This is a genomic window from Porticoccus litoralis (assembly GCF_030676955.1).
Lineage (GTDB): Bacteria > Pseudomonadota > Gammaproteobacteria > Pseudomonadales > Porticoccaceae > Porticoccus > Porticoccus litoralis.
In genome coordinates, this window is sequence record NZ_JAUUUU010000003.1 from 63843 (window position 1) to 90129 (window position 26287).

Below are 26287 nucleotides of genomic sequence, written 5' to 3' on the forward strand. Positions count from 1 at the left end.
ATGTCGAACTACAGTATTTTCACTTCGGAATCCGTTTCAGAAGGCCACCCCGACAAGATGGCAGACCAGATCTCAGACGCCGTTCTGGACGCTATTCTTAGCGATGACCCTAACTCTCGGGTCGCTGTAGAAACCCTGGTGAAGACCGGCATGGCTATTATTGCCGGCGAAGTACGCACCAATACCTATGTAGACCTCGAAGAGATTGTACGCGGCGTTATCCTTGATATTGGCTACGACAGTTCGGATGTGGGTTTTGATGGTGCCTCCTGTGCCGTACTCAATGCCATAGGTAAGCAATCTGGCGATATCGCCATGGGTGTCGATGAAGCAGAAGCCAAGGATCTGGGCGCCGGCGATCAGGGATTAATGTTTGGCTACGCCACCAACGAGACTGACGTGCTGATGCCCGCTCCCATTTATTACGCCCACCGATTGGTGGAGCGGCAGGCTCACCTGCGCAAAAGTGGTGTTCTCCCCTGGCTTCGCCCCGACGCCAAAAGCCAGGTAACCCTACGCTATGCCGATGGTAAGCCGGTGGCCGTTGATGCCGTGGTTTTATCCACCCAGCACGCCCCGGATATTTCCCTTTCTGACCTGCAGGAAGCCGTACGTGAAGAGATCATCAACCACGTACTGCCGGAGGAATGGCTGCACAGCGACACCCTGTATCACATTAACCCCACAGGTCAGTTCATTATTGGTGGCCCCATGGGCGATTGCGGCCTCACCGGACGGAAAATCATTGTTGATACCTACGGTGGTATGGCCCACCACGGTGGCGGCGCATTTTCAGGAAAAGACCCTTCCAAGGTTGACCGTTCTGCCGCCTACGCTGGCCGCTATGTTGCAAAGAATATCGTTGCTGCTGGTCTTGCCGAGCGCTGTGAAATCCAAGTGTCCTACGCGATCGGAGTCGCTGAACCCACGTCAATCAGTATCAACACATTTGGCACCGGGAGGCTCAGTGATGATGAGATTGCCAGCCTGGTGCGTGAACACTTCGATCTTCGCCCTCGCGGTCTAATCGAGATGCTTGATCTGAAGCGCCCCATCTACCGGCCCACTGCCAGTTACGGACACTTCGGGCGGGAGCTGGAAAATTTCACCTGGGAAAAAACCGATAAAGCCGCTGCTCTACAGTCAGCGCTGTAACCCCATACTGCGAAAGGAACGAATCCATGACTTCGATGAAAGACTATAAAGTTGCCGACATTAGCCTCGCCGAGTGGGGTTTCCGTGAAATTGCCATTGCCGAAACGGAAATGCCGGCACTGATGGCTCTGCGCGACAAGTACAGCGCCGAGCAACCTCTTAAAGGTGCCAAAATTCTTGGTTGCATCCACATGACCATTCAGACTGCCGTGCTGATTCAAACACTGGAAGCCCTGGGCGCCCAGGTGCGCTGGACGTCCTGTAATATTTTTTCCACCCAGGATCATGCGGCAGCGGCCATTGCAGCCAGCGGCACCCCCGTTTTTGCCTGGAAAGGTGAAACCGAGGAAGAATACGACTGGTGTCTGGAACAGCAAATTCTGGATGGCGGCAAACCCTGGGATGCGAACATGGTCCTGGATGACGGGGGCGATCTCACGGCCAAGCTCCATGAGAAGTATCCGGAAGTCCTGAAGAATGTCCACGGCATTACCGAGGAAACCACCACCGGCGTTCACCGCCTTTACGACATGCTGAAAAAAGGTGAACTGAAAGTCCCTGCCATCAATGTGAATGACTCGGTGACCAAATCGAAAAACGACAACAAATACGGTTGTCGCCACAGCCTCAACGATGCCATCAAGCGCGCCACCGATCATTTGCTGTCAGGCAAAAAAGCTTTGGTGATTGGCTACGGCGATGTCGGCAAAGGTTCAGCCCAATCACTGCGCCAGGAAGGCATGATCGTCAAGGTGACAGAAATTGATCCCATTTGCGCCATGCAGGCCTGCATGGACGGCTTCGAAGTGGTATCACCTTACCAAAAAGGCGACCCCGTTCAGGGCGTCAACGCCGACCTGCTGGCCACGACGGATCTGGTAGTGACCTGTACCGGCAACTACAACGTCTGTGATGCCGATGTGCTCGCCGCCCTGAAGTCCGGTTGCGTGGTATGCAATATCGGCCATTTCGACAATGAAATCGATACCGCCTACATGCGAAAAAACTGGCAGTGGGAAGAAATCAAACCCCAGGTTCACAAGGTCTATCGCAATCGTGAAGCCAATGACCACCTGCTGCTGCTCTCAGAAGGCCGCCTCGTAAACCTTGGCAATGCCACCGGTCACCCAAGCCGTATTATGGACGGCTCGTTTGCCAACCAGGTTTTGGCGCAAATACACCTGTTTGATCAGAAGTTTGCGGATGCCGATGCCGATACCCAACGCGAGATGCTACGTGTCGAGGTCCTGCCGAAAAAGCTGGATGAAGAAGTAGCCGCCCATATGGTCGCCGGATTTAATGGCGTGATCACCATACTGAAGAAGGAACAGGCCGAATACATCAATGTCCCTGTGGAAGGTCCCTTCAAGGAAGACAGCTATCGCTACTGATAGCCGTCCTCGCTGTTACTGAATGACTGGAACAAGAATGATTATGACTGACCATCACCTCAGCTTTGAGTTTTTCCCGCCCAAAACCCCAGAGGGGCAGGAAAAATTGCGAGCCACACACACGAAGCTCGCCCGCTTTCAACCGGAGTTCTTCTCTGTCACCTACGGTGCCGGCGGCTCGACCCGTGAACATACCCGTGACATCGTGTTTGAAATCCAACAGTCCGGCTCCATGGCCACACCCCACCTTTCCTTCGGCGGGGACAGTCGCGATGCAGTAAAAAGCCTTCTGGAAAGTTATCAGGCCGCCGGCATCAAGCGTATTGTCACCTTACGCGGCGATCTTCCCTCTGGCATGGGAGGCATGGCACAACTGGTATATGCCAATCAGCTGGTGGAATTTATCCGCGAACATTTTGGTGAAACGTTTGAATTACTGGTTGCCTGTTATCCGGAAATTCATCCCCAGGCCGAAAGTTACGATCGCGACATTTATTGGCTTGGACAAAAATTTGCGGCCGGTGCCAGTCGCGCTATCACGCAATATTTTTTCAATCCCGACGCCTATTTCTATTACCTGGAACAGTGTCAAAAGCAGGGAATTAACCAGCCGATTATTCCAGGCATTATGCCCATCACCAACTTCCAGAATCTGGTACGCTTTTCCGATAATTGTGGTGCAGATGTCCCTCGCTGGATTCGCCAACGGCTTGCGCAATTTGGCGATGACAGCGCCAGCATCAAGGCATTTGGCCTGGAAGTCGTCACCAAGTTATGCGAAACACTCCTGGCCGGCGGCGCACCTGGGCTACACTTCTACACCATGAACCAAGCAGATACCTGCACGGCGTTGTGCCGCAATCTGGGCTTTACTGAAAGCTGACCCCATGCGTGAGATCCGGGTTTTTACCGATCAACCCCTGACAATTGGCGCAGAGCTCACTCTGGAAGACCATGTCGCCCGTCATCTGGGCGCTGTTTTACGGCTGAAAGCAGGCGACCCGATCACGCTATTTAACGGCCTTGGTGGCGAGTATCCGGCCACCCTGACTGACTGCAGCAGTAAACGTGCCCGAGCCCGGGTTATGGATTTCGTCACTATTGAGCGTGAATCGCCACTGCAGATTCACCTTGGCATCGGCCTCTCGCGGGGCGACCGCATGGACTGGGTCATCCAGAAAGCCACAGAAGCTGGGGTCAGTGAAATTACTCCACTTTTTACCGACCGCACAGAGGTGAAACTCAAAAGTGATCGCCGTGAAAAGAAACTGGGCCACTGGCAGCAAATCGTCGCAAGCGCCTGCGAACAGTGTTATCGCAACCGACTGCCCGTTATCCACGAGCCCCGCAACCTTCAACACTGGCTGAATGAAGTTTCTTCCGATAAAAAACTGGTGCTTCACCACCGTAGCGAACAGTCCCTGCGCCAATTACAGGATGAAACATGCTCCTCTGTCACCCTGTTGATAGGTCCGGAGGGCGGATTGTCGCCGGAAGAGATCGAATCTGCCATTCAACAAGATTTTCAGCCACTGACACTGGGCCCAAGAGTCTTACGAACAGAAACTGCGCCAGTTGTCGCTATCAGCATCCTTCAGTCAATTTGGGGTGACTTTATCTAGCCACACCCGCCCTCTTTGTCTATCCTCCATGCTCTATATTAATTAGCCAAGAGCATACCAATGCATCTATTCAGCTTATACCCAAGGAAGGGGTAGCATGATGAATGTGAACTATCGTACTGTTTTTATTCTCGTTATTGTTTTCATTACGCTTGTATTCACCGGCGTTTTATCCGCGGGCTTTCTGGGTGAGAACGACGTTTTTTCGATTGACTGGAAATTCCTTACCTATACGGTGATCTCAATTTTCTCCATTTCCATGGTCGCCCTGATCACGGCAATACATCGTCTTTTTATCAAACCAATCAATGCAATCACCCAGGCGATTGAACAAAAAGCTAAGGATGAGCACAGCCCGTTTGAGCTGTCTGGTATGGCCGGCGAGGTGATCTCACTGAACAATGCACTGTTCAATGTGTTTGATGCAGAAAGCAAAGCCAAGGCACAAATCAAGCATCTGGCCTTCTATGACAATCTCACCGGCTTAGCGAACCGGCGCCTCTTCAAATCCTATCTCGGCAGCTCGATTGCCTCCTGCGCACGCAACCAGAAAAAATTGGCTTTGTTATTTATTGATCTGGATAACTTCAAAGTCATTAACGATCACTATGGTCACCAGATCGGCGACCGGGTTCTGGCCGAGTTTGCCAATCGTATCAAGCGGATCACCCGAGGAACTGACCTGGTCTCAGTCATCAATCCGGATGAAAGCAGCAATATTGCGCGCTTGGCGGGCGATGAATTCGCTATTTTACTGTCAGGACTGACAGACACCATGGCGACGGTTTCAGTTGCTGAGCGGATTCTTGAATCTACACACCAGCCTGTTGAAATTGAGAATCACAAGCTCTATGTGCAGGCATCCATCGGTATTGCCACTTACCCCGATGATGCCCTCAATGCCGACGAGCTGATTCGCCATGCAGATGCTGCCATGTACCAGGCTAAAACTTCCGGCAAACATACCTACCACTTCTTCTCCAAAACGCTGTCTAAAATTCTCCAGAGGCAACGTCAGGTTCAGGAAGCCCTGCGCACAGCATTACTTAACGATGAATTTTATCTGGAATTCCATCCCTATGTTGATTCCAAGGAATTCAAACTGGCTGGCGTAGAGTTACTGTTGCGCTGGCAGAGCCAAACCCTGGGCAATGTTTCGCCGGAAGAATTTGTGCCCATTGCCGAATCCTGCGGCTTGATGAAAGAGATCGATGCCTGGGTCATCAGTGAAGGCTGCGAAATGCTGAGCGACTGGCGAAAGCGTGGTTTGCCCCCTGTTCGCTGCTCTATCAACCTTTCTGCCAGCGAACTTCGCAACCGCGCACTTCCGGCCTTTATCGATGCGTGCCTTAAGAGCCATGATTTGTCTCCATCAGACCTGGAGCTTGAGATTACCGAGACAAAACTGGTGGATCACGATGATCGTACTATTCAAGTACTGGAAGGACTGAACAGAATGGGTCTGTCGCTCGCACTGGATGATTTTGGCAGCGGCTTTACCTCATTGAACCAGCTTGTGGCTTTTCCAGTTCATAAGCTGAAAATTGACAAGACATTTATTGCTGAACTCAATGACAAAGAACGCCTGTTTAAAATTGCCGATGTCATTCTGATGCTTAGCCGATCCTATAATCTGTCAGCGACTGCTGAAGGTGTAGAAAATATTCACCAGGCGCACTACTTGTCACAGTCTGGCTGCCAATATTTGCAAGGCTATTATTTCAGCGAACCAGTTTCTCGGCAGTCATTCGAGGCAATGCTGGCAAAAGACAACCGCACCCTTCCCTTGCCCAGCGCCAGTATCACATCTATTGATAGCGGGACTACATGCCGAACTTATTAATACTGATGAAGCTCTCGGTTCCCATAAATTTTATTCAACAAAAAGCCGCTTTCCCAAAAGAAAACGGCTTTTCTTGAGTGAAGCGGATTAATTAGTTTTTTCTTCTTTAGCCGCTTTTTTCTCCTGGTACAGCGCATCAAAATTGACAGGCGCAAGCATCAGGGGAGGGAAACCACCCTTGATCAACATGTGATCAACGGTTTCCCGAAGATAGGGGAACATGATAGCGGGGCACGCTGATCCAAGCGCCTCTTCCAGATGCTCTTTGGAGAATCCGCTGATCATAAAAAGTGCAGCCTGTTCAACAACCAGTTTGAAGGCCCCGATATTACTGGATGTATTGTGGGCTTTGATCGAGACAGTCAGAAGCACTTCATAGCGACCTTCTTCAATCGTATTGCTTTTAATATCCATATCCAGCGCAATTTCCGGTTTCCAGTCATCACGGAATACCGTCGCAGCATTTGGCGCTTCATAGTCAGTACGCTTTATATAAATTTTCTGCATTGAAAAATGCGGCCCGTTATTAGCTTGTTCAGCTTGAGACATAGTAATTTCCTCAATTTCTACACATATGAACTACGGCTCTAACAGCAGTCAGGCCATTGAATATTGTTCAATAATTTCTGGCTAGTGGTTCAGACAGATAGGCCGCTGAAGGCGGCAGGAGGGGAAGTATAGTCTCCCTGCTATCTCAAGAAAAGTCAGCTGATTATCGGGAGCAAACTCACTGGCAACACGACTATTTCAACGCTTGAGCCAGAAATAAAAAAGGTCCCGACCCTAAGGTCGGGACCCATAGCAACCACCATTAAATTTTGGCGGGAGCTGGCATTTCCAGCCACTCGAAGAAAGTCTTCAAGTCGGGCTGAATGTCGTGCATGACGGGGTACCAGGGAGTAGGTGCTTCCACGTCGTGCTGAATGCCGCAAGACGGGCAGTAGTACTCACGGTATACCTGCCAGTTAGTGTCGGGAGCCATGATGGCAGGATAAATCTGTTCCATCTTCTCTTCACTATCGCGAACGTAGATCAGAGCATTCAGCTTCCAGTTTTTACGGTAATCACCGAAGTCGTGACCACAGTCACACATAACTACGATTTCTTGGTCAGCTTTGCGCTCAACAACGTTCAGACGTGGACCCAGAGCCAGGATCACTTTGTCGTCATAATCAACGTTCTCGTTAAGCACTTCCATGTAAAGCTTGTAGCGATCGTTATCTTTCGGCATGGAAAGCATCAGGTGGACGGTATCCCAGTCCAGATCACCTTTAACCAGGTCAGCGACCTGTTTCTTAGTGTAAGTAGACATATCTAAACTCTCTTATGTTCTGTCAATTCATCAAGTGATAGAGCGGGGGCCGGGACTCGGGCCCCGCTCTTCCTATCTCGGCAAACAAGGTTGCCTTATTCTTCTACCATGACAACTGGGGTTACGTCGGGCAGGTCACCAATTTCCATGGTGATACGAGCACCGTACATAGGAGTACCCAGTTCTTCTTCAGGCAGTTCCCAAGACTCAGGCAGATCCCAGAATTCTTTGAATTCCGCCAGGAATGTGGGAGACAGATAGAAGCTTGACGCAAACATTTGTTGAACGGACAAAGACGCTTTCTTGTCGATGATGTTCTGACGCTCACCTTTCATCCACTCACGAACAGGCTGGCCGCGAGCGATACGCTCTTTGCGGATTTCAGCTTGACGAGCTTTAGTCTTGTCAGCATCAACGGTGTAAACACCTTCTTCATCTTTAGTGAATACAGCGCCGTAGATCTTGATGGCGAACTCTTCGAGAATGAAGTTTTGGTTCAGGTCATCTTCAATCGCTTCGATTTCACGATCAAGAGGATCACCCAGGCCCGGACCACCGCGCAGGTAGTTCAAGTACAGGTCACCGTTGTCATACATTTCTTCAGTGGTAATACACTGCTTGTCACGCTTAACAATAGCACCTGGCTCCAGGTGTTTTTCAAACTCTTTGTCACGAGGATCGCGATCTTGACCCAGAGGCAGAGATTTGCCTTCAGCGATACGCTGCTTCAGACCGGTTTTGTGAGCTTCAAAACGGTAGCCAGTAGCTGACGGATAACCACCCATCAGGCCCCAGTCACTGTTCATGTAGCCGTTACCCATGAAGAACATGGTCCAGTCGGTAGAGTTCCAAACCATACGCAGTGTTTCGTAACCCAGACCACCGCGGTACTTACCGTAACCACCAGTGTTAGTCTTGATACGACGACCCATGTACAGCAGAGGCTCAGCCAGTTCCCAGATCTCGATATCACCCATATCACCTTCAGGGTTCCAGATCGCAGCAGCGTGGTTCAGACCATCTTTAACAGCACATGCACCAGTACCACAAGCAGCAGTTTCGAAGCTGTTAACCGCGTGGATTTCACCGTCCTGGTTTACACCGCCGCCTTGCAGCCAGTTACAGGGGTTGGAGTTTCCAGCGTTAACTTCTTCCAGGTAACCGCGACCGAAGTAGGTACGGCTCAGGCCGCGCCACAAGGAGCTCCAGGAAGATACCAGGAAGTGCCATGCGTCAGCGTGAGCTGTACGACGGTCATCCGGGTTAGTCCAGGTGCCTTTAGGGCAACGGAATTGAGTCGCATAACGAGGACCATCATTGATACGCTCGGTAGGAACCAGGGTCTGAGTCATCATTACCCAGATACCGGAAGTAAATGCAGTCGGGTTAGTGTTATAAGTGTGCCAACCCCAACGGCTGCAGCCTTCGAAGTCCAGACGCCAGGTAGCATCAGCGTTTACAGTGATGGTACAAGGCGCGTGCATGATGCTGTCCACTTTCGCGAAGGTAGACGGAACATGTACATCTTCGTGAGTATAAGGAACGTCAACGAATGCAACGGTCTTAACTTTACCGGGGATACACATCGCTTTGATGCGGCTGATCAGACCACGACGGCCATCTTCAACCACTTCGTACATGAATTGCTCAACTGGTTCTGCACCTTCTTCTTCGATCACTTCGAGAAGCATGTCGCGGATCATGTGAGCACCAGCAATACGGGTTTTCTCATCGAGAATCCAGTATTTGGTGGTACGTACGTTACGTTGAGACTCATGCAGGTAGTCGCGCAGCGGAGTATCTTTACGGCCGGTTTTACGACAGCTGATTTGGATACCGTCACCGAAACGCTGGATTTGGCCGTTGGACATAGAGCCAGGACCTACCGCACCAGTATCGATTACGTGAGTCATACCACCGACCCAACCTACCAGTACACCATCGTGGAAGATAGGTACGATGGTTGCGATATCACAGGGGTGAACGTTACCGATTTGACAGTCATTGTTGGTGAACATGTCACCATCTTCGATGCCGGGGTTCGCTTCCCAGTTGTTCTGGATCATGTATTTGATCGCAGCACCCATGGTACCCACGTGAATGATGATACCAGTAGAAGTTGCAACACAGTCACCGATGGCGTTGTACAAGGTGAAACACAGCTCACCTTCTTGCTCAACGATAGGAGAAGCAGCAATTTTCTTAGCCACTTCACGGGCGTTTACCAGGCCCGCACGAATCTTGGAGAAGATACGCTCGAAACCGATAGGATCCGCATCTTTGAACTCCAGATCCTTCATGCCATTGTAGAAGCCAGACTTGGCAGTACGCTCCAGAACAGCATTACGGTGCTCGTTCAGAGTCAGGCCACTTTTCAGCAGTGAGCCCGGTTTTGTACCCAGGGGGTTTTGTAAAATAGTCATTTTTTATCCTCTGTATCTTTTCGTCTATTTAGTCGACGTTAGCAATTCTCTATGGATAGCTAGTACTCAGTCCTTACACTTCGATCAAGTGGTACAGACGGTGTCCGTCCAACCAGGTTTCGAAGCCAGTAGGAACAACATAAGTAGTAGCATCGGACTCAATAACAGCAGGACCAGTAATGCGGTTACCTGGCAGCAGAGATTCCATTTTGTAGAGTTTTGCTTCAACCCACTCGCGGTTGTAGTAGAACGGACGAGTACCGATGAAGGCTTCTTCCGGAGGAGTCGGACCAGCATCTGGCTCAGAAGGAACAGCAGGTTTCTTGGTTTCAACAGTACCGCGCAGAATGGCGCCAGTGATACCAAAGCCCAGCTCCGGAGAACGAGCAGCGTCGGCGTAAACACGAGCATAGGTTTCGTCGAAAGTCTCAACCAGGGTGTCCCAATCTTCCGCCTTGGAAATAGAAGGCAGAGCAGAGTTCATTTCCAGGTCGTTCAACTGACCCAGGTACTGCATGCGGTATCCGGGAGTCAGAACGACATCTTCTGGACCAAAACCGTTGATACGGAATTCTTCCAGTACTTTCTCAGTCAGCTCATCCCAGGCACTTTGCAGAGTCTGAACAGCTTCCAGTTTGTCTTGAGTAGTGGACTCTTTGGTAATACCGATATCAGTAGATTTATCATAGCGGTATTCGAAGTCAGCAGTCGCACAACCGAAGGCAGAGAAGCCAGCAGCCCAAGCAGGGATAATAGTTTCTTTAAAGCCCAGGCCTTTGGTGTAACCGTAGGCGTGAACCGGGCCACCACCACCGTAGGAGAAGCACACGAAGTCACTCGGGCTGTAACCTTTAGCAGAGATCATCGCACGCAGGTGCTGACGCAGAGACAGGTCAAGCAGCTCGATTACACCGGCAGCTGCATCTTCCAGAGACAGACCCAGCGGATCAGCAACCTGATCTTTAACACACTGCTTAGCACGCGGAACGTCCAGCTCCAGAATACCGCCGAGGAAGTTGTCGGGGTTCAGGTAACCGAGAATGATGTGACAGTCAGTTACAGAAACAGTGTCAACACCGCCGTCAGGCCAGCAAGTACCTACACGGTAACCGGCTGAGTCAGGACCCAGTTTGATGGAGTTACTGTAAGGATCGATACGTACGAAACTACCAGCACCCGCACCGATGGTGTCCATCGCTACCAGAGGCAGAGACAGTACCAGACGCGCCATATCGCCGTCCTGGTAAATAGCGAATTGACCTTTAACGATCAAGGCCATATCGAAGCTGGTACCACCGATGTCGGAACATGCGATGTTGTCGATACCCAGCTGCTGAGCCAGATATTTCGCACCGATTACACCACCGATAGGACCGGATACCAGCGTACGTGCCAGCTCTTTTGCTTTCCAGCTGATGGTACCACCGTGAGAAGCCATAACACGCAGGTCATAGTTAGCACCAACGGCTTTCATACGCTCGCTCAGAGAAGACAGAATCGCACGTGAAGGCTCAGCCGCGTAAGCTTCCAGAATAGTAGTGTTAGTACGGTGAGTTTCTTTACGTACTGGGTAGTAATCAACAGAAGCAAAGACTGGGATATCAACACCCTTCTCTTTAGCAACTTCTTTTACAACGTCACGAACTGCACGCTCGTGGTCACCGTTCAGGTATGAGCTCAGGAAGCTGATTACGATGGCTTTAACGCCTTGGTCGATCAGCTCAGCAGCTGCTTCACGGGCTTCGTCCAGACGAACGGGGAATACCACGCCACCTTTAGAGTCAACACGCTCGGTTACACCGCGAGTGTCGTGTACGTGAACCAGAGGCTCGTCGTAACGGTGAGTGTTAAGGTGCAGACGATCTTCAAAGGCATAACCCAGGTAGCACTGAATCGCACGGCCCATACGGTGAAAATCTTCAAAGCCTTTACTTACGATCAGACCAGTGCGCAGACCTTTACGGCCAACAACCCGGTTCAGCATGGCAGTACCGGAGAATACGCAGGTTACCATTTGCGGGAAAACTTCTTCTACAGACAGACCCCAGTGAGCAAGTGCATCCCTACTGGACTCCATTACTGCTGATGGCTCATCCACGTCACTTTGTGCTTTACCTACAACGAACTCGCCGTCGGCGCGCACAAAAAAGGTATCGGTCATCGTGCCGCCGGCATCGATACCCATAACTTCTACAGGATTGGTTGTTAAATCATTCAAGGTTATATCCTCTAGTTATGTTGATTTACTACTACTCCGCCCCATTCATTGGACCCATTGATGAGACCGTTAGTTATGATTTTAGGGAGGAGTGCCCTCGCTACAGCTATAGCAATAGCCGTGCCAATTTTAATTTATTGTTAAATTTTATTGTCTTATAAGGGTTTTCAAATCAATGGCCACCTAAACCGTCCGAAAAACGTTCGAATATCAGTCGCAGGCCGGACATTAATCGAACACGGATTAAACCATGGCACCTATAACATGTCTACGACCATAGTATTAATCGCCATTTACCCCTCCATATTGGCCGAATTCGGCCCCAAATTTAGCTTTTTCACCCTCCAGGCGCCCCTTAAGCCCTTCTAAAACTTGTTTTTTCACTCTCAGGAGACGAAGATACGCAGTCCTACCCTATAATTTCAGTGTGATAACTATAAAAAGTCGGCGAGTGAGAGTGCCATGAGTTACGAATCCTCCCTTAAAGGGTCGGCTGCCGTATCGCATCCGACGCGTGTAGCATCAGCCCGAGAAAAACTACTGACCGACGGAAACCTGCCCGACAACACCGTGCGTTCTGTTATCGAAGCCTCCTGGCAGCGCTGTGTAACGAGCCAGGTTGACCCTCTGGTTGCCAAGCACAGCCTGGAGTTAAGCAGTGACGAACTCATGGGTATTCGCCGGCAACATAAAGAGCTCATATCTGCGTCTGAAATTATCATGCGCGAAGCCAAGGAGCTGCTTGCCGAATCCGGCACAATCATGCACCTGGTCACACCATCAGGCATGATCCTCGATTATGAAGGCGACCCCGCCACCCTGGAGCTGGCCAACAACTTCAGCCTTATTCCTGGCGCGAACTGGAATGAACAAGCAGCCGGTACCAACGCCATCGGCACCGCTCTCAATATTGGAGCGCCTGTTCAGGTTCACGCTTTTGAGCATTTCTGTGAAAACATCAGTCGTTGGACCTGTTCTGCGGCAGTGATCCGAGACCCCTTTGAAAAACGCCTGTTAGGCGCACTCAATATCTCGGGGCTGAAAAACACTCTGCATGATTACTGCTTGGCGTTGGCCATTTCAGGCGCACGCAGAATTGAAGGCCAGTTTGCCCAATTAAAAATGGCCCAACGTGATTTGCTGCTGGGCTCCACCATTGATCACTTTACTAACTCCGGTAATGATGGGGTTTTACTCTTTGACATGGATGGCAAGCTGGTTCGCGCCAATACCATGGCAGATAAAGTGTTGGCGGCCAGAGGGATTAAGATTAACCTGACGCCATACAACCCCATACTGACTTTGAACAGTGAAGGCGTGTTTACTCCCGAGTCCGAACGCGCCCTGAACCAAATCGACTCCAACTGGGTCCAACCGGTCATTCATCAAGGCGAGCAGATTGGCTATCTTGCGATTATTCCTCTCCCCGCTCGTCAGTCACAGAGAGCTACGAACCCAGTGACCAATGTCCCACCACCGTCCCGGTCTACCGGATTTTTCCGCTTGGTCGGTCAAAGCGCCCCTTTCCTCAAAGCGGTACAACAGGCAAAACGTATTGCCAAGGCACCGATCCCGGTACTTTTACAGGGTGAAACCGGTGTCGGCAAGGAACTCTTTGCCAGAGCCATGCATGAAGAAGGGCCTTCACAGACAGGCGAGTTTGTCGCTCTTAACTGTGGTGGTTTATCGCGAGACCTATTGGCCGGCGAATTATTCGGCCATGTTGAAGGCGCTTTTACCGGCGCTCGACGTGGCGGCATGATTGGCAAGATCGAGGCCGCCAACGGTGGCACCCTGTTCCTGGATGAAATCGGCGAAATGCCCCTGGACCTTCAACCCATGTTCCTGAGGGTCCTGCAAGAGTCGGAAATCTGCCGTGTCGGTGAAACCCGCCCACGCAAAGTAAACTTTCGCCTGATTGCCGCCACCAACCGCGACCTGGCACAGGAAGTTGCAGAAGGTCGTTTCCGCATGGATCTGTACTACCGAATCTCGTCTATGACGCTGACGGTACCTCCTCTGCGCGAACGCAAGGGCGATGTCTCACTCCTGGCACAAAATATTTTTGCTCACCTGCTGGAGCAATATTCCGGCGACCAGAAAAGGCTAAGCAAAAAAGTTTTGGAACTCTTGGAACGCCACAACTGGCCGGGCAATATTCGGGAGCTGGGCAACCTAATTACGGCGGCTTTTTTCCTGTCTGACCGTGAAGAGCTCACGCCAGATGACCTGCCCAAAGACTTTCTGGCAGCCCATTCCTCTACCTTGGAAGACGACGATGCCAACCCCCTCGATCTGGCCGAAAAAGAGGTCATCATTCGTGCCATCAGGGAACAGGGCGGCAATCTGACCCAGGTTGCGAAACAGCTCAACATCGCCAAAAGCACGCTTTACATCAAGCTGAAAAAATATGGTATTGAGCGCCCATAACCAGCGACTTAAATTCGCAGAAAAAAGGCCGACAATTGTCGGCCTTTTTATTTGGCGATTTTTCAAAAACAGCTAGCTGCCTTCGTCCACGGAAAATTCCCGAGCAATACGCAGGGTTCTTGTAGCCAGCTGTACTTCCTTCAGAAACAGCATCAACGCCACAATCAGGAACACCAGTGCCAGCACGAAAAAGCCAATTATCAGGCCTCCGATATGCAGCTTCCAGAAACCACCAACAAACAAGCTGACGATTAAGGTACACACAAGTAGTGCGGCAGCCGTACACAGGCCGATGGCCCAGTTGGTGATTTTCGACCGCCGCCAGAGAATGCGCAGTTCCCGCTGACAAATGTCTTTTTGCTCCAGATCTGTGAGGCGCAGCTCCCGCAAACCCACCACTCTTGCACGATCGACGATTCGACCCAGCCTTCCTGACATGACATTTAAAAAGCCGGCGATCCCTGCCAGCAGGAACACTGGTGCAACCGCCAACTGAATAATCAGCGCCAGATCTGTGGCCGTTATGATCGGATTGATACTCAACACCACCCCCTAATTTTCATTTTCAGTACCCAACACTCCAACGCGCTGCATTTTTTCCTGCAAACGCTCCCCACAGATGTAAATGGCCGGCACCAGCAGCAGTGTCACAAACGTGGCCACCAATACACCAAATGCCAGGGAAATCACCATCGGTATCAGAAACTGAGCCTGCGCACTTCGTTCAAACAATATTGGCATCAAACCAAAAAAAGTCGTCAACGACGTCAGCACAATGGGCCTGAAGCGATCTCTGGCACCCTGCATGACAGCATCCAGAGCCTGCCACCCCTCCTTTCTGAGCTGGTTAATGCGGTCGATCAGTACCAGGTTGTCATTCACTACCACACCTGCTGCCGCCAACACGCCCATCATGGAAGGCATGCTGATTTCCTTGCCAAATAATATGTGGCCGAGAATAGCGCCGGCAATACCAAAGGGTACTGCGCTGAGAATCATGACGGGTTGCCAGTAGGAGCGAAACTCCACCGCGAGAAAAGCATAAATGGCTAACAGGGCAAGCAACATCATCTGCAGGAACCCAGTTTCAAATTCCTGTTGATCTTTCTGGGCACCGGCAATCTCCAGCGTTAACCCCGGATACTTTTCTTCCAGCGCCGGCCAGCGTTGTTGCAGCAATGCCCCGACCACCTCATTGGCCGAGGCAGCCCCCCTCGTCAATTCTGCTTCGATTTCCACCATCCGCATGCGATCGCGGCGCTTGATCTCGGTATAACCCGGCACGAAGGTCGCTTCAGCAACAGCATTGAAGGGGATTTCTCGCCCGTCATCCGTACGAATGCGCAACTGATCCAGCGAAGAAACACTAGCGCGCTCCTGCTCCGGGTAACGCACCATCACTTTGACATCTTCTTTTTCACGGGGAATTCGTTGTGCTTCAGCGCCGTAGAAGGCATTGCGCAATTGTCCTGCCACATCGCTCAGCCCGACACCCAGGGTATCAGCCCCATCCTGCAGACTGATTTCAATTTCCTGCCTGGCTGTACGCAGGGAGCTTGAGGTATTGAAAACGCCGGGATAACTGCCCAATGCCGCCTCAACTTCAGCGGTTGCAGCGCGTAAATCGTCCATGTCGCGCCCCTTTAACAGCAGATTGATGTCCTTTGGCCGCCCCATCAAGGTGTACTCGACTTCATACTCTTCGACGTTTTCCACCGGTCCAATATGTTTGCGCCACAACTCGGCAACTGCTCGCGATGACACCGAACGCGTCTCATTGCTGGCCAGCTCAAGCACCACTGAAACGACGTTTTCCTTGCTCTCGGAAAAATGGTTTACCAGCACCGAACCGCCATCTTCCGCCATCATCAGGGGTTCCTGCTTTAATCCTTCGACGCCCTGCTCGATCTGCTCCATGATATCCAGCGTGCGTTGGAAACCCACTCCCTCCTGCAGCTCGACAGTAGCCCGCAAGTACTCACCTTCCACCACCGGGAAAAATGCGACCCGCAGCCATCCGGTGAAAAACACGCCGAGAACCACAATTAACACCGCGAGAAACAGGGAAATGGTGGTCGCGCTATGGGCCAGCGCTCTCGCCAGAAGGGGTCGATAGGTATTTTCAGCGAAATTTTTTAGCGCCCCTGAGGTGTGCTGACGAGCATTGCGCAACCATCGGGTTACTAGCCAACGGGGTGGCTTTTCCGGCTTCAGGTGACGCAAATGTGCAGGGAGAATCAGGAACGACTCCAGCAGGGAAAAAGCCAGTGCAATCAAGGCCACTTTAGGCATTTCCTGCATCAGCTTGGTGGAATCCCCAGGCAGCAAAAGCATGGGAACAAATACCACCATGGTGGTTAACACGGCGAATGTCACTGGCTTTGATACGGAATGCGCCCCGAGGATGGCACTCTCCACACCTTTCAGACCCCGTTCATAATGTGCGTAAACACTTTCACCCACAACAATGGCATCGTCCACCACAATGCCCAGAATGAGCAGAAATGCGAACAGTGAAACTACGTTCACACTGATACCCAAATAGGGCATGACCCAGAGTGTGCCCACATAGGCAATGCCAATACCCGCAGCGACCCAGAAAGCCAGCGCCGGTCGCAGGAACAGCACCAGCAACCCAAACACCAACAGCAAGCCGCCCAGGGCATTTTTTAACAACAGGTCGATACGACTGTTCAGGTAAACGGAAAGGTTGCGCCAGACAACCAATTCAACACCAGGCTGTAACGTGGGTGTTTTCTTATCGATATATTGCTGAACCGCCTCGGAAGTGGTGACCACATCCGGATTGCGCGTATTGAAGAGATTGATAAAGACCGCTGGCTTGCCGTTAAACAGTGACACCAGATCCTGCTCGGCAAAACCATCATTGATATGGGCAATGTCACCGAGCGTGATTTCCGTGCCATCTGCATCAGGCAACACCACAATGCGCTCAAAATCTGCGCGGTGGTAGGCCTGTCCGCGGGTTTGCAAAACAATATCACCCGCCACTTCGCGGATTTCCCCGGCTGGCAGGTTGATGGAAGATCGACGGATGGCCGCCACCACATCCTCAAAACGCAACTGGTAGCGTCGCAATGCATCTTCCGATATCTCGACGGAAACTTCTTCCGCACGGGTTCCACCAATTTCCGCCAGGGTCACCCCCGGCAGGTTCACCACCTCATCGCGAATAGTTTCAGCCAGGCGCTTAAGATCGCCCTCATTTAACGGACCGGCAACGGCCAGGCTGAGAATTTGTGTACGGGCCAGCACTTCCTTGATTTGCGGCCTTTCAGCATCAACCGGGAACGTGTTAATGGCATCCACACGTGATTTCACATCATTGAGCAGCTTCTGGGTGCTGTAGCCATCGGCCACTTCAATTTCTATCCGGCCTCCACCCTGGTAGGCAAAGGAACGGATCTCCTCAATACCATCCAGGTCGTGAACTTCTTCCTCCACCCGAATACAGACCTGCTCTTCAACCTCCCGGGGGCCGGCACCGGGATATGGCACCTCGACCTGCACAACGTCTCTGGGAATTTTCGGGAACATTTCCTTGTCGAGCCCGGGAAGACTGGTAAACCCGCCCACCAGGATCATCCACATCAGAAGATTGGCAGCTATCGGATTGTTGACCCACCAGGCGATCAACCCTTTACCGGAAGCACTCATTGGCCTGTCGCCACATCCGAACTGATGACGGGCTCGATAGACATGCCTTCAATCACATATCCCGGGCGCTCCAACAGTACTTGCTTACCCTGCTCGATACCGGTGACCAATGCCTGCTCACCGGAGAACTGCAACACCTGAACCGTGACGATCTGTAATTGCTGTTGATCATCCAGCACCAGCAGACGATTTTTTTCATACAGCGCTGAACGGGGCACCGACAACACATTCTGGAAAGTTTTTCCGGCAATCTCGGCCTGCACAAATAGGCCCGTCACCATGGGTGGCTGGTAAGCCAGTGGCTCTGAAACCTCGACAATGCCATACAGTACGCGGCTTCGGGTATCAATACTGGCCTCTGTTCGCAGTAACCAACCCTGCCAGGTAGCCTGCTCCCCGCCAACCCACGCACTCAGTGTGACAGGCAATCGCACCTGCTGGTTGGGTTGCAGAGGCAGCTCTAACAAGGCTGTCTGATCCGCCGTCAGCGGCAACCTGATTTCCGCAATGCCAATATCAAAAATAGCGGCTACTTGCGTACCGGCGCTCACGTATTGACCGAGATCGACTTCTGTCTGCCGCACCCGGCCAGCAAATGGTGCGCGAATACTGGTGCGCTCCAGGTTGATCAGCGCCTGTTGCAAATCGGCCTCCGCCGCAGCCAACGCCGCCTTTGCCGCTTTTAGCTGGGGCTCCCTCAAAAACAGGGCATTACCTTCCGTGTTGCCCAGGTCACGCCACTCACGCTTTGCCTGACGCGCCTGACCACTTTCCATAGCCAGTGTTTTCTCTGCCTCCGCCACCCGCGACCTGGCCTGGGTGACAGCGATGCGGTAGTCGCGATCATCCAACTGCAGCAATGGCTCCCCCTGTTCGAAGAAGCCACCATCGACAAAGTTCTCAGACACGGCCACCACCTGACCGCTGACTTCTGCGGTCAGGGTAATTTCTGTCTTGGGCTGAACAGTCCCCTGCGCATAGACCTGTATCTGCCTAGGCTGGGGGTCTGCCACTTGTACGGGGATCTTTGGCGCCTGCTCTGTACCTGGCATTTGCGGTTGTGGCACCGGTTTGGCCGCCGCCAACAGCATCACCACGATAATCGCCCCCAGAAGAATGGATAGGGGGATAATCCAATTTTTGATTACAGCTTTGGGCACAGAGCGTTCCTTATTCAGAGAATCCATTATGGCAAAAATGGTTGCCATAGGGCGCAGCAATTGGTGAGAAAAGCCTGCGATAACAGGCCAGATATTGGGCACGGTTTTGTCATGAAAGTTTCTTTTTACTGCAACCGCGCAGTCATCTGCCTTATTTAGGCTTGTGGCAAATGAGGGAAATATTATGCGTTACAACACCATCTGGCTATCCGACATTCACTTGGGGTACCGGGACTGCAAAGCGGATTATCTGCTGGATTTCCTAAGCAATACCCAAGCCAACACCCTTTTCCTGGTCGGCGATATCGTCGACCTGTGGGCCATGAAACGCTCTTTCCTCTGGCCAAAAAGTCACCACGAGGTGCTGCGAAAAATTATTGCACTCGCCAACAACGGTACACGCATTGTATACGTACCCGGCAACCACGATGGATTAGTCCGCGAAGTCATCGGCAATTCCATTCTCAACATAGAAGTTTGCGCAAACTATGTACACACCACTGCCGAAGGAAAACGCCTGCTAATGATGCACGGCGATGAACTCGATCATGCAGTGCTGTGCAGCCCCTTCCGGCGCCTGGTGGGCGATGCCAGCTACAGCTTGCTGTTGCGCATGAACCGGTGGGGCAACTGTATTCGCCGTTGGTTCGGCCTGCCTTACTGGTCACTGGCCTATTACGTGAAAAACCGCGTCAAAAATGCCCGCGAAGCCATCACAGCCTTTGAAGAAGCCGCTGCCCAGGAAGCCCGCCGTCAGCAGGTGGATGGCATTGTCTGCGGCCACATTCACCAGCCGGAAATTCGCAATATCAACGACGTGCTGTACTGCAACGACGGTGATTGGGTAGAAAGCTGTACCGCATTGGTGGAACACGGCAACGGCAAGCTGGAACTGGTCCACTGGGCGGATCTGCAACAAAGCATCAAATCTGACCTGGCGGCCAACGATGAGACCATCACGGCTCCCTATGCCCTGCCACGGTTATCCCCTTAATTTTCACACTCCTCTAACATGCCCGCCTCGGCACCACGGCCGACCGCCAGGTAGTCAAATCCCAGCGCCGACATTTTTTTCGGGTCATAGAGGTTTCGACCGTCAACGATGACTTTCTGATTCATTTTTTCGGCGAGCTGAGCAAAGTCCGGTGCCCAGAAATGTTTCCATTCAGTGCAGATTACCAGCGCATCAGCACCCTTAACCGCCGCCTCCTTCGTACCCATCAAAGCAAGGTCCTTGCGGTCACCATAAATGCGCTGACACTCTTCCATGGCCTGAGGATCGTACGCCTGTACCGCAGCACCCCCCTGCCACAGGGCTTCCATTAACACCCGGCTCGGGGCCTCACGCATATCATCAGTCCGTGGTTTGAAGGCCAATCCCCACAAGGCAATCACCTTGCCAGCCAACTGGCCATCAAAGTAACTGTTTACCTTGTCAAACAGCCGTTGTTTCTGGTGGGCATTGACCTGCTGCACCGCTGATAACAGATGGGCCTCATACCCCACTTTGTGAGCGGTCGCCTGCAGGGCCTGCACATCCTTGGGGAAACAGGAGCCCCCATAACCGCAACCGGGATAGATAAAGTGGTAGCCAATGCGGGGATCAGAGCCGATGCCCTGACGCACTTTTTCGATATCAGCACCGAGGTGTTCTGCCAGATTGGCAATCTCATTGATAAAACTGATTTTTGTCGCGAGCATGGCATTGGCAGCGTACTTGGTCAGTTCCGCAGAGCGCACATCCATCACCAGCAAGCGCTCGTGGTTGCGGTTAAAAGGCGCGTACAACTCGCGCATCAACGCCTCTACCCGCCCTGAACTGGTCCCTAGAATAATGCGATCCGGCTTCATAAAATCGGCAAGTGCGGCCCCTTCTTTCAAGAATTCAGGGTTCGACGCAACCTCAAAAGAGATATCGGCCCCACGCTGTCGTAACTGTTGCTGTACGACCTCAGAGACACGATCCGCCGTACCCACAGGCACCGTAGATTTGGTCACCACCACGGAGGGTTTTGCCAGGTAGTCACCGATGGTTTTCGCCACAGACAACACATGTCGAGTGTCTGCCGTGCCATCCTCATCGGTGGGCGTGCCCACGGCAATAAAGATGACATCACCATGTGCCACAGCGAGCTGAGCATCACAGGTAAATTCAATCAGCTGTTCCTGCTGGCCTTCCAACAGATAGTCTTCCAAACCCGGCTCAAAAATCGGACAGATACCCCGTTGCAACAAGGCTACCCGAGTCTCGTTCTGATCCACACAAACCACATGGTGCCCAACGTGGGCCAGGCAAGCACTGGTCACCAGCCCCACGTACCCACCGCCAAAAACCGTCACTTTCATCCGTGTATTTCCTAAAGAATTTTCTTGATGATGTGACCGTGGCATGACATGGCCATGTCAGATAGATGACGTTTTTAAGTCAACCAAGGTAGCTCTGCTCATCGGCCAATTTCAGTTACACTTAGCGTCAGACCTTGCAGCACACCGCCACTCGACAGGCTTGGCTCCAAAAATCAGTACCGAAAAATGGCCTGCTTTTATACAGGGTGAGACCAGTACGCAGTGATTGTCAGCATTGGGAATTTATCAGTCCCTATAGAGGTCGAAGCGATCAAGCGGCATCAAATTGGTAACCGTTCGACAGACCATTTACATACGGTCAACTGACCGAATCAACACAAGGAACTCCCGTTGCCCCTGCTCAAAAGCCGACTGGATTTGCTCTCTTCCGACCCTCACTCAAAGCTGTTGTCCGGTGTTGTTCGCGGTATCGAAAAAGAAAGCTTGCGGGTGACCCCTGAGGGAACGCTGGCCAAATCTCCCCACAGTGCCTCACTGGGGTCTGCACTTACCCACCCCCAAATCACCACCGACTATTCGGAAGCGCTGCTGGAATTTATCACGCCACCGTCAAGCGATGCCGATCAGGTGTTGAAGACACTGGAGAATATCCATCGCTTCACCTACCGCCAGATTGGCGACGAGCTGTTATGGGCCAACAGTATGCCCTGCCAGCTAAGCGGCGACAGCGACATACCCGTGGGCCAATACGGCAGCTCCAATATCGGTCAGATGAAAACCATTTACCGGGTCGGACTCGGTCATCGCTATGGCCGATTGATGCAGACCATTGCCGGCATTCACTACAATTTTTCAGCGCCCTACGCGCTGTGGGAACTGCTGCGTAAACATGAACGTCCGGAGCAGTGCCTACAGGACTTTAAAACCGACAACTATTTTTCGTTGATTCGTAATTTCCGCCGCCGCTTCTGGTTGTTGCTCTACCTGTTTGGCGCATCCCCAGGTGTGTGTCGCAGCTTTGTCCGCGGTCGCGAGCATCAACTGGAGCCCTTCGGCAAGGATGATCACAGCCTTCACAAACCCTTCGCCACTTCACTGCGCATGGGCGACCTGGGCTACCAGAGCAAAGCTCAGGAACAGCTGGTGGTGTGTTACAACGACCTACGCAACTATGTTTCCACCTTGCGAAAGGCTCTGCTGCAGCCCTATCCCGAGTATGAAGCCGTTGGTCTGAAGGATGCTGATGGCTCCTACCACCAGCTCAGCACCCACCTGCTGCAGATTGAGAATGAGTTCTACAGCACCATACGCCCCAAACGAACCACTCGATCTGGGGAGGTGCCTCTCTGGGCTCTGTGGGAGCGGGGTGTGGAATATATTGAAGTGCGCTGCATTGACCTCAATCCTTACCTCCCATTGGGCATTGATCGTCAACAGATCGACTTCCTGGATATCTTTCTTCTCACCTGCCTGCTTTCAACCAGCCCGGCCACGGATGACCAGGAATACCGCAACATTCTGGATAACCAGCGGCGTACGGTCTACGAGGGTCGCAACCCTGACGTCAAGCTGCAGGATGGCAGCCAGCTACGATCTCTGGGGGAGTGGGCAAAAGCGCTATTTGATGAGATGAGACCGGTGGCTGAACTGATGGACAAACATCATCAGAATTCCGAATACAGTCTGACCCTGAGCCGCCTTGAAGCCCGACTGGATGACCCGTCGCTGACACCATCAGCACAACTGCTAGCCGAGATGGCAGAAACCGGCCAGACCTATTTTCGAGTGGCCATGAACCATGCCATCCGGCATCGCCAGCATTTTCTGGATACACCACTGCCCAAAGACATTGAACAACAGTTTAAAGATGAGGCTGAAGCGTCCCTACAAAAGCAGCGCGATATTGAAGCCAGCGATACGCAAACATTTGACGAGTTCCTTGCCAACTATTATCGGCAATACGACTTTCAACTATGAACTACCTTGCCCACCTGTACCTGTCAGGTGAAAACCCGCAATGCATGGTGGGCGGTCTGCTGGGTGATTTCATCAAGGGACCATTGAAAGGCGAGCTCCCCAGTAACATCGAATCCGGTATTCAGCTGCATCGTCAAATTGATGTATTCACTGACAGGCAGCCTGAAGTTCAGAACGCTATCGAGCGCTTCTTACCACCCTATCGCAGATTCGCCGGCATCCTGCTGGATCTTTGCTACGACCACCTGCTGGCTGCCAATTGGTCGCAGTACCATAACAGTGAGCTGGATGACTTTTGCCAGGATTTTTATCGCACACTGACCAACTATCAGAACATTCTGCCTGCGGGCGCAAAACGCTTTTGCGAGGTCGCCCCCAGGGTGAACTGGTTGCAGAATTATGCCCGGTTTGCAGAACTGGAAACCATGCTGGAACGCATTGGACAACGATTCAGGAACCCGGTGCCACTTCATGAAGCCTTCCCATTACTTGAACAGCAATATCCCCTGCTGGAGCAGGAGTTCCATCAGCTGTTTCCCCGCCTGATTGAGTTTTCGGTAAAGCAACGTCTAGAATCGAACCAACTTTGACAAGGAAATTCACTATGCCCTCTACCCGACAAGTTTTTCTGCTGATGTTTGTCGCTTGCCTGTCGCTGATACTTGTTGCCCTGTATATGCAGCATGTCATGGAACTGACGCCCTGCTATCTGTGCATTACCCAGCGGGTTTTTGTAATGCTCACCGGGGGTATTGCACTGCTGGCTTTTCTCCACAACAGCAAAATCCGACTTTACGGAATACTCACCGCACTGAGTGCTCTAGGGGGCAGCTTTTTTTCCGGCAAGCAACTGTGGTTGCAAAGCCTGCCCGAAGATCAGGTGCCGGCCTGCGGGCCACCCGCCGAGTACCTGTTCGATGTATTCAGTTTCAACCAGGCATTGAGCATGCTGCTGCGTGGCGACGGCAATTGTGCTGAAGTTCAGTGGACCTTTCTGGGCCTTAGTATTCCGGGCTGGACCATGATCTGCTTCCTTGGACTGGCTGCCCTGGGCCTCTGGCAGGTTGTTCGCAAGCCGTGAACATGTTGCGCGGCCTTGCCACGCTGGTTTGTTTTCAGGGCATCGGCGAGGCCGTTGTTTACCTGAGCGATATGCCCATACCCGGACCGGTAATTGGAATGGTGCTGTTGTTTGCGACACTGCAACTCACCGGCACAGAGACCCCGGAATGGCTGGGTGAAACGGGGCATTTCATGATCCGCTGGCTATCGTTGATGTTTCTACCCGCCTGTACCGGGCTGTTTTTTTTACCGGACATCACGACCGATCAATGGCTACCAATCATTGGCGCCATGTTTCTGGGCACGCTTTTAACCATGGCTGCGTCAGGCTACCTCATGCACCGACTGATGCCTGATCCTGACAGGGACAGCCAATGACCTCCGCGCTCACTACGTTGACCCTGTTTGCTCTGACTGGCGCGGCATTCTTCATAGCGTTTACCCTGTATCGCGCCTCTCATGCCCGCCCGGCCATACAGGCACTGTTGCATCCCCTGGTAGTCGGACCACTACTGGTGACAGGTGTACTGTTATTGACCGGGGTCAGCTATTCACACTATCGGCAGGCCAACAGTCCGTTTTTTTATCTGCTGGGCACCGCAACGGTGGCTCTGGCTATTCCCCTGCACCAACAATTTCACCATATTCGCCGCTTGGCACGCCCCCTACTGACCACCTTGCTGTTTGGGGCCAGCTTTGCGGTTATCAGTGCGCTGGGCATTGCGTGGCTGCTGGGGGGCAATAGTGAAACACTGGTCTCTCTGGCACCCAAATCTGTTACCACCCCCATCGCACTGGGCATCGCAGAAAAGGTTGGCGGCCTTCAGGGTTTGACGGCGGGGGTGGTGGTTTTCACCGGTGTCATTGGTGCCATTCTCGGCCCACTGCTGTTCAGCAAACTGGGTATCCGGGATGACCGCATCATCGGCTTTGTCACCGGCATCTGCGCCCACGGCGTGGGCACCACCCGCGCCTTCGAGATCAGCTCCCGCTGTGGCGCATTTTCCAGCCTCGGGCTGGGAATGACCGGCGCGCTGACAGCATTGATCCTGCCCTGGCTTATTCTCTGGTGGTTTTAAGCTGCGTACAGAACTGAGCCCTTTTTTCGGGCCTTGCCAGCCACCCCCCGTTTCCCTATGCTTGGTCGACCAATAACAACAAAAGCAGCTGTTTATGCTTGAAAACTGCAAGTCGGCACAGGAACGTTGGGGTGGCGTCAGCCATTTAATTGATCAATGGCTTCAGGAGCGCCAGGATATGCTGGTGCGCTTCTGTAGCCTCGGAGATATCCGTACCTTCAATAGTGATGACCTCTCTCACCGCCACAAGGTAAAAGCCTTTTGTGAAATTCTTGTGGACTATACGTCCGCCGGACATTTTGAGATTTACGACCAGTTGGTGCGGGAGGGTAAAGACTTCCGGGACGGCGATGCACTGCACACCGCTAACCAGCTTCTGAAAACTATCGATGCGACCACAGAGCGGATTCTAGACTTCAACGATAAATATCTGGAAACCGATGATCTGTCCTCACTGGGAGTCGACCTCTCTTCACTTGGGGAGTCGCTGAGCGCCCGCATGGAGGCAGAAGATATGATGATCGAAGTTCTGCACACATCACATCAGGATAAGCTGGCCCCCTGAGTCCCGCTCCAGACAGGACAACCCATTGAACGCAATAAAAAAAGGCCCAAAGGGCCTTTTTTTAT

Annotated in this window: 21 protein-coding genes; 13 read left to right on the forward strand and 8 right to left on the reverse strand. The window is 52.2% G+C overall.

The features are described 5' to 3' along the window. From metK to Q8A57_RS06795, 5 genes are all read left to right on the forward strand, one after another. Positions 1-1155, forward strand: coding sequence for a methionine adenosyltransferase (gene metK, locus Q8A57_RS06775; RefSeq protein ID WP_305170234.1), 1155 nt, complete (start codon positions 1-3; stop codon positions 1153-1155). Positions 1156-1190: 35 nt separating this feature from the next. Beyond that, positions 1191-2546 (forward strand): adenosylhomocysteinase, encoded by a 1356-nt coding sequence (gene ahcY / locus Q8A57_RS06780; protein WP_439651656.1) that lies wholly within the window; start codon positions 1191-1193, stop codon positions 2544-2546. Between the two features lie 43 nt (positions 2547-2589). Then, complete coding sequence (gene metF / locus Q8A57_RS06785) at positions 2590-3429, forward strand: methylenetetrahydrofolate reductase [NAD(P)H] (protein ID WP_305170236.1); 840 nt, start codon at positions 2590-2592, stop codon at positions 3427-3429. Positions 3430-3433: 4 nt separating this feature from the next. Further along, the gene (locus tag Q8A57_RS06790) at positions 3434-4168 is read left to right on the forward strand and encodes a 16S rRNA (uracil(1498)-N(3))-methyltransferase (RefSeq protein WP_305170237.1); all 735 of its coding nucleotides are present in this window, start codon (positions 3434-3436) and stop codon (positions 4166-4168) included. 97 nt (positions 4169-4265) lie between these two features. Then, on the forward strand, positions 4266-6011 hold the full coding sequence (locus Q8A57_RS06795; protein ID WP_305170238.1) for a putative bifunctional diguanylate cyclase/phosphodiesterase: 1746 nt from the start codon (positions 4266-4268) through the stop codon (positions 6009-6011). 87 nt (positions 6012-6098) lie between these two features. Here Q8A57_RS06795 and secB read toward each other — a convergent pair whose 3' ends face one another. The 4 genes from secB to Q8A57_RS06815 all read right to left on the reverse strand — a co-directional run bounded on the left by secB (position 6099) and on the right by Q8A57_RS06815 (position 11964). Beyond that, complete coding sequence (secB, locus tag Q8A57_RS06800) at positions 6099-6560, reverse strand: protein-export chaperone SecB (RefSeq protein WP_305170239.1); 462 nt, start codon at positions 6558-6560, stop codon at positions 6099-6101. A 262-nt stretch (positions 6561-6822) separates the two neighbouring features. Beyond that, positions 6823-7323 carry an acetone carboxylase subunit gamma gene (locus Q8A57_RS06805; RefSeq protein ID WP_305170240.1) on the reverse strand — a complete coding sequence of 167 codons (501 nt, stop codon included), beginning with the start codon at positions 7321-7323 and terminating at the stop codon, positions 6823-6825. Between the two features lie 95 nt (positions 7324-7418). After that, positions 7419-9746: a hydantoinase B/oxoprolinase family protein gene (locus tag Q8A57_RS06810; RefSeq protein ID WP_305170241.1), complete on the reverse strand. Its 2328-nt coding sequence runs from the start codon at positions 9744-9746 to the stop codon at positions 7419-7421. A 73-nt stretch (positions 9747-9819) separates the two neighbouring features. Beyond that, positions 9820-11964 carry a hydantoinase/oxoprolinase family protein gene (locus Q8A57_RS06815; protein ID WP_305170242.1) on the reverse strand — a complete coding sequence of 715 codons (2145 nt, stop codon included), beginning with the start codon at positions 11962-11964 and terminating at the stop codon, positions 9820-9822. A gap of 462 nt (positions 11965-12426) precedes the next feature. On the opposite strand from Q8A57_RS06815, the gene Q8A57_RS06820 reads away from it, so the two are divergent. Beyond that, entirely contained in the window at positions 12427-14394 is a 1968-nt protein-coding gene (locus tag Q8A57_RS06820) for a sigma-54-dependent Fis family transcriptional regulator (protein WP_305170243.1), read from the forward strand. A gap of 72 nt (positions 14395-14466) precedes the next feature. Here the strand turns inward: Q8A57_RS06820 and Q8A57_RS06825 are convergent, their stop codons facing one another. Genes Q8A57_RS06825 through Q8A57_RS06835 form a run of 3 tightly spaced genes read right to left on the reverse strand, consistent with a single transcriptional unit; the run spans position 14467 to position 19232 of the window. After that, positions 14467-14937 (reverse strand): DUF2721 domain-containing protein, encoded by a 471-nt coding sequence (locus Q8A57_RS06825; protein WP_305170244.1) that lies wholly within the window; start codon positions 14935-14937, stop codon positions 14467-14469. Between the two features lie 9 nt (positions 14938-14946). Then, positions 14947-18072 carry an efflux RND transporter permease subunit gene (locus tag Q8A57_RS06830; RefSeq protein ID WP_305170245.1) on the reverse strand — a complete coding sequence of 1042 codons (3126 nt, stop codon included), beginning with the start codon at positions 18070-18072 and terminating at the stop codon, positions 14947-14949. Next, positions 18069-19232, reverse strand: coding sequence for an efflux RND transporter periplasmic adaptor subunit (locus Q8A57_RS06835; RefSeq protein WP_305170246.1), 1164 nt, complete (start codon positions 19230-19232; stop codon positions 18069-18071). Before Q8A57_RS06835 ends, Q8A57_RS06830 begins: the two co-directional genes overlap by 4 nt. A 184-nt stretch (positions 19233-19416) precedes the next feature. Here Q8A57_RS06835 and Q8A57_RS06840 point away from each other — a divergent pair, with 184 nt between their 5' ends. After that, entirely contained in the window at positions 19417-20226 is an 810-nt protein-coding gene (locus Q8A57_RS06840) for a UDP-2,3-diacylglucosamine diphosphatase (RefSeq protein ID WP_305170247.1), read from the forward strand. Here Q8A57_RS06840 and Q8A57_RS06845 read toward each other — a convergent pair. Further along, positions 20223-21578, reverse strand: a complete 1356-nt coding sequence (locus Q8A57_RS06845) for a UDP-glucose dehydrogenase family protein (protein WP_305170248.1) — start codon at positions 21576-21578, stop codon at positions 20223-20225. The two genes, Q8A57_RS06840 and Q8A57_RS06845, sit on opposite strands and share 4 nt — an antisense overlap. 351 nt (positions 21579-21929) lie before the next feature. Between Q8A57_RS06845 and gshA the strand changes: the two genes are divergently transcribed. The 6 genes from gshA (at position 21930) to rsd (ending at position 26222) form a co-directional block, all read left to right on the forward strand. Continuing rightward, entirely contained in the window at positions 21930-23516 is a 1587-nt protein-coding gene (gene gshA / locus Q8A57_RS06850) for a glutamate--cysteine ligase (protein WP_305170249.1), read from the forward strand. Further along, positions 23513-24106: an acyl carrier protein phosphodiesterase gene (locus Q8A57_RS06855; RefSeq protein WP_305170250.1), complete on the forward strand. Its 594-nt coding sequence runs from the start codon at positions 23513-23515 to the stop codon at positions 24104-24106. Before gshA ends, Q8A57_RS06855 begins: the two co-directional genes overlap by 4 nt. Before the next feature lie 14 nt (positions 24107-24120). Next, a complete protein-coding gene (locus Q8A57_RS06860) occupies positions 24121-24597 on the forward strand; it encodes a disulfide bond formation protein B (RefSeq protein ID WP_305170251.1) in 477 nt (158 codons plus the stop codon). A 2-nt stretch (positions 24598-24599) separates the two neighbouring features. Continuing rightward, on the forward strand, positions 24600-24956 hold the full coding sequence (locus Q8A57_RS06865) for a CidA/LrgA family protein (protein WP_305170252.1): 357 nt from the start codon (positions 24600-24602) through the stop codon (positions 24954-24956). After that, on the forward strand, positions 24953-25657 hold the full coding sequence (locus Q8A57_RS06870; protein WP_305170253.1) for an LrgB family protein: 705 nt from the start codon (positions 24953-24955) through the stop codon (positions 25655-25657). The genes Q8A57_RS06865 and Q8A57_RS06870 overlap by 4 nt, the downstream gene beginning before the upstream one ends. Positions 25658-25751: 94 nt before the next feature. Continuing rightward, positions 25752-26222 (forward strand): sigma D regulator, encoded by a 471-nt coding sequence (rsd, locus tag Q8A57_RS06875; protein ID WP_305170254.1) that lies wholly within the window; start codon positions 25752-25754, stop codon positions 26220-26222. The last annotated feature ends 65 nt before the right edge of the window (positions 26223-26287 follow it).